Raw genomic sequence first — 5,038 nt, 5'->3', positions numbered from 1 at the left:
CGCTGAGGTGGCGCAGGAAAAGGCGCTCGACCTGGCGCACCGACAGGCCCGCCGACTTGGCGAGCTGCACGGCGGACAGCGGCTCGTCGAGATGGTCGGCCATCAATTCGACGATGCGCCTGAGCTTCTCCGACTTGCCGGTAAGGTCGCGCTCCGGTCCAACGCGCTGGCGGTCGCCGGCCGAGCGGATGCGCTCGTGCTGGAACTGGTTGGCGACGCCGTTGGCGAGGTTGGAGCCGAAATCGCCGCGGACGATCTCCAGCATCAGGTCGATCGAGGTGGTTCCGCCGGCGCAGGTGTAGCGCTTGCGGTCGATCTCGAAGACATTGCCGGTGCAGTTGATGTCGGGGAAGCGCTCCATGAAGCCGGCGCGGTTCTCCCAATGGATGGTGCAGCGGTAGCCGTCGAGCTGACCGGCTTCGGCCAGCAAATAGGAACCGACCGACAGCGCGCCGAGCGCATTGCCGCGCCGGCCCCAGCTGCGCAAAGCCGCCAGCACCTTGCTCTTGCCGGGGAATTCCGTGGTGAGCCCGACCGAGACGAACAGGATGTCGACCGGCGGCATGTCGGCGACCGAATAGTCGATCTTCAGCGGCAGGCCGTTGGAGGCCATGACCGCATCGCCGTCGGCCGAAATCGTCGTCCAGCCATAGAAGTCGCGGCCGAGCAGACGGTTGGCCGAGCGGAAGCAGTCGATGGCGGCGGCCAGCGAGAACATCGAGAACTTGTCGACGAGCAGGAAGCCGAACTGACGGCCGCCCTGAACGGGATCGTTCGTGATCGGCCGTTCGATAGGAGCAGTAAGGTTCGGCAAGGATCTGCTTTCGATCAGAAGGACGGCCGCTTCAGCCCGGCCGCGAGGTAGGCGGAAGCTACAGTGTTCGCCATCAACATGGCAATGGTCATCGGCCCGACGCCGCCGGGCACCGGCGTGATGGCGCCGGCGACCTTGGCCGCCTCGGCATAGGCGACGTCGCCGACCAGGCGGCTCTTGCCTTCACCCTTTTCGGGCGCCGGGATGCGGTTGATCCCGACATCGATCACGGTGGCACCGGGCTTCACCCAATCGCCCTTGACCATCTCGGGGCGGCCGACGGCGGCGACCAGGATGTCGGCGGTGCGTGCCAGCGCCGGCAGATCCCTGGTGCGGCTGTGGGCGATGGTCACCGTGCAGTTGGCGGCGAGCAGCAGATTGGCCATCGGCTTGCCGACGATGTTGGAACGGCCGACGACAACGGCGTTGAGGCCGGAAAGATCCTTGCCGCGCACGCGTTCGATCAAAAGCATGGAGCCCGCCGGCGTGCAGGGCACGAAGGCCGTGTCAAGCTCGCCGGTGCCGAGCTTGCCGACATTGATGAAGTGGAAGCCGTCGACATCCTTCTCCGGCGCGATCGTCTGGATCACCTTGCCGGCATCGATATGGCCTGGAAGCGGCAGTTGCACGAGGATGCCGTGGATCGACTTGTCGGCGTTGAGATCGCCGATGATCTTCAGCAACTGTTCCTCGCTGGTGTCGGTCGGCAGCGTATGCTGGAGCGAATGGAAGCCGCATTCCTTGGCGGTGCGCGATTTCGAACCGACATAGACCTGGCTTGCCGGGTCTTCGCCGACGATCACCACGGCAAGGCCAGGGTTGGTGGCTCCCTTGGCCGAGAGCTCCGCGGTCAAAGCCTTGACCTTCGAAACCACATCCTCGGCGACACTCTTTCCATCAATCACTTCGGCCATCACCAATCCTCAGCTTCGCTACGAGGCCGATAGTTGGCCTCATTCCTCGATCGGCATTGTCGATCCACCAAAGCGAGACGCTTGCGGCCGAAATGCAGCGCGGCATTTTCACGAAAATTCGACAGGGCAATCCCGTCAAAGCGTCGTCTGATGCCGTAAACCCGAAACCGGCAGCTTTTATCGAACCGCAAGCGGTCAAGAAATATGGGGTGTCAATAATATGACGCTTCAGAAATAGCGGCGGCGCGAGCGGCTTTCGGTCAGCTCGCGAACCGCCTCGCGGAATTCGCGCAGGCTGGCGCGGATCTCGTCGATCTCACCCTGGTCGGCCGACGACTGGCGGGCGTCGCCCGGGACTGGCGGTTGCGGATCGTAAGAGGCGGGCGGTGCCGAATAATGATCTTCGTACGGATCGGTCCGGCCATGGGCCGGCCGATAGGAATAGCCCTGCTCATATGGCGGCTGAATATTCTGCCGCGCCGAGGTTTCAGCCCCAGGGTAGCGCTCCTCCCGGCTGGGCGCGCGCCAGGCGCTTTCGGGTGGAACAGAGTCCAAGTCGACCGTTTCAGCGGGCTCGCGACGCACGAAATAGCGGAGCACCGAGGCAAGCGACCCGAAAAGCCCCGGACGGACGGCGTCATTCGCTGGCACCGGCGGCGGTGCTTTGGGTTCGGCAGCAGGGTGCGCCGTAGCCGTCATCGGAGGCGGCGCGACAGATGCGGCCGGAGGCGGCGGGGTGAATGACCGAGCCGGAGGCGGAGCGGCAGGTGGGGCCGGCGGCGTCACATTCGGTGGCGAAGGCGGAGCAGCCCTGTCGGAACTGTTTTCCACCATTGGAACACGCTCATTGACCCGGCGACGAGAACGGCTATTGGCCGTCTCGCGCAGGCTCGCATAGACCCCGCGCAAACCGCCAAGGCCGATGCCGGCGAACAGGCCGGCAAACAGACCGGCCAAGGCCATCACGGCGCGCGACGGACCCTTGGCTTGCAGCGGCGCATAGGCCTCCGAAATGACGCTGATATTGGCGGTGTTGATTTCCTTCTGCTCGCCGGTTTCCTTGGCGCGCAGCAGGAACTGCTCGTAGACGGAACGCTTGGCGGCCGCCTCGCGCTCCAGCTCGCGCAGCGAGACGAGGTTGTTGTTGACGTCGCCGCTCTGCACCTTGGCCTGCGCCAAGCGCGAGGAAAGGTCCTGCTCGAGCTGGACGGAGCGCTTGAGGTCGACCTGCAGCGAGGATGCGATGCGCTGCAGCTCGGCGCTGATGCGCTCGCGCGCGCCGGCAAGCTGGGCATTCAGCGCCTCGATCTCCGGATGGCGCGGCCCGAGCTTGACCTCGGCGCGGTCGGCTTCCTGCTTCAGGGCAGCATATTGCGAGCGCAGCTCGCTCATCATGTTGGAGTTGATTTCCTCGGGCAACGTGCCGCTGAGGACCGAATTGACGTTCAGCGAGCGTGCCGAGGCGGCGCGTGCATTGAGCTCCAGCGTGCGGGCGCGGGCGACGGAAAGCTGCTCGTTGAGCTTCAGCATCTGGTCGTCGCTGATCAGGTGACCCTGCGCGTCGACGAGGTCGTGGGTCGCCCGGAAATCCTCGACGGCGCGCTCGGCCGTCTCGACGCCCTTGCGCAATTCGTCGAGCCTGGCGGTGAGCTCGTCATTGGCGCGGCCCGCGGTGCTCGACTGGATCTCACTGGATATCTGCTTGAAGGCCTTGACTATGGTGTTGGCGATCAGGGCGGATTTCTCGGCGTTCTGCGTCGTGGCGCTGACCGAGACCACGAAGGTCTTGCCGCCACGTTCGACGTCGAGGCTGTCATACAGTTTGCCGACCGCCAGCGAGCGCTTGCGCGCTTCGTCCGCAGCACCCGCATCCTGCCGCGACAGGATCGAGCGGAGTGTTGACATCAGGCCGAAGCCGCCACTGCCCTGGCCGTTGAACTCAGGATCGTTGGTAAGGTTGAGATCGGTGACGACCTTGTTGAGAACGGTGCCCGATGTCAGGATTCGGACCTGGTTCTCGACGATCGCAAGCGTCGCATCCGAGGCGATCACATTCTGCGTCAGATCGCGGTCGGTGAGCTTGAGGTCGCGCGGGTCGACGATGACGTCGGTGGTGGCCTCATATTTCTTCGGCGTCGACAAGGCGATGGCGACGCCGAGCGCGGCGCCCAGTACGCTCGTCGACAGGATCAGCGCCTTGGATCGCGTGATGCCGTGCACGACCTGCATCGGGTCGATCAGCGGCTTCCATTCCTCGGAAACGTCGCCGGCGGATGGCCGGCTCGACTGAGGTTCGGGAGCGGCTTGCGACTGCTGGCTCTCCGCCGGGGCTTCATAGAACGGCCCGGACGACGCAGGCCGACTTCTTGCGCGCCAGTCATGTTCGGTCTCGACCGGCTGGGATTCCGCTTGTCCCTGATCGCGGCCAAATTCGCCGGTTTCATTGGACTGCGGATTCAACTTCCCTTCGCGTTCGGAACGTGCGGCGCGATGGCGCGCCGCGGCGTCCTCGCGCCAGGAGGAGTTGGCCCGGTCGCCGATCGAAACCGTGTTGTCGTCGCCACGCATGGCTTGGCCGAGCGCGAGCAGGGAACGCTCGCGCCTCCAGTCATCACGGTTATCCCTGTCGACCATTATCCTGGAACTTGCTCTCTGGCGGCTTGGGCGCGGCGGATGGGCCAATCGTTAAGCCACGCTAAACGGGCATAGGAAACAAAGGGTTAATTTTGCGTCCGCACTCCCACGGTTTCTCGCCTTGCTCGCGGCATTCCGGCGCCGCCAGCACAGGCGCCAGAACGCCGCGTTAAACTTTCCAGCCTATCTATCGCCCCGGATATGACCCAGGCCAGCGACATGCCGCAAAGGCGGAGCTTCGCGCGGATCGGCCACTTCGTGGCCACCCGCCGGAAACTGGTATTCGACTATCTCTCGGCCATCAGCGGCGCCGGCGGCCGGCTGGTGTTCTCGCTTGCCTATTTCGTCGCCTTGGCCAACACGCTTTCGATCGCCGAATTCGGCATGTTCTCGACAGCCTCGGCCGCCGGCATCATGCTGTCACGCATCCTCGCCTTCGGCTTCATCTCGGCGCTCTACCGCACCGCCACGATCCGCCCCAACCTGATCGGCACATTCACCGCCGGTTTCCTGCTTCTCGGCGTCCTCTCGCTGCCGTTCCTCGCCGCCGCCTCCTACATCGTCTACCTGATCTTCTTTGCCGACACCGTGCCGCTGACGGCCTTTGCGGCGATCGTCTTCGCCGAGGCGCTGTTGTGGCGGCCGGTCGAGGTGGCCCTGATCGTCAACAACGGGC

At 64.7% G+C, this 5,038-nt stretch carries 3 protein-coding genes and 1 pseudogene; 1 reads left to right on the top strand and 3 read right to left on the bottom strand.

Features of this window, described 5'->3' with window-relative positions:
* The 3 genes from EOA28_RS24430 to EOA28_RS24420 all read right to left on the bottom strand — a co-directional run.
* The coding region (locus EOA28_RS24430) for a GlxA family transcriptional regulator (RefSeq protein WP_148670830.1) at window positions 1-814 on the bottom strand (814 nt) is incomplete at its 3' end.
* A 14-nt stretch (window positions 815-828) separates the two neighbouring features.
* The gene (folD, locus tag EOA28_RS24425) at window positions 829-1,728 is read right to left on the bottom strand and encodes a bifunctional methylenetetrahydrofolate dehydrogenase/methenyltetrahydrofolate cyclohydrolase FolD (protein ID WP_128315368.1); all 900 of its coding nucleotides are present in this window, start codon (window positions 1,726-1,728) and stop codon (window positions 829-831) included.
* Between the two features lie 228 nt (window positions 1,729-1,956).
* Window positions 1,957-4,362 (bottom strand): GumC family protein, encoded by a 2,406-nt coding sequence (locus tag EOA28_RS24420; protein WP_128315367.1) that lies wholly within the window; start codon window positions 4,360-4,362, stop codon window positions 1,957-1,959.
* Between the two features lie 201 nt (window positions 4,363-4,563).
* Here EOA28_RS24420 and EOA28_RS24415 point away from each other — a divergent pair.
* A pseudogene (locus EOA28_RS24415) lies at window positions 4,564-5,038 on the top strand (lipopolysaccharide biosynthesis protein); the annotation flags it as partial.

The sequence above is a fragment of the Mesorhizobium sp. M2A.F.Ca.ET.067.02.1.1 genome, assembly GCF_004023285.1.
Taxonomy (GTDB): Bacteria; Pseudomonadota; Alphaproteobacteria; order Rhizobiales; family Rhizobiaceae; genus Mesorhizobium.
The sequence above is the reverse complement of the archived record's forward strand: the minus strand, read 5'-3'. Positions and strand labels throughout refer to the sequence as shown.

Excerpts from the sequence above, each read along its gene's own strand:
- folD (WP_128315368.1), bottom strand. The coding sequence starts at position 1,728 with ATGGCCGAAGTGATTGATGGAAAGAGTGTCGCCGAGGATGTGGTTTCG.
- EOA28_RS24420 (WP_128315367.1), bottom strand. The coding sequence starts at position 4,362 with ATGGTCGACAGGGATAACCGTGATGACTGGAGGCGCGAGCGTTCCCTG.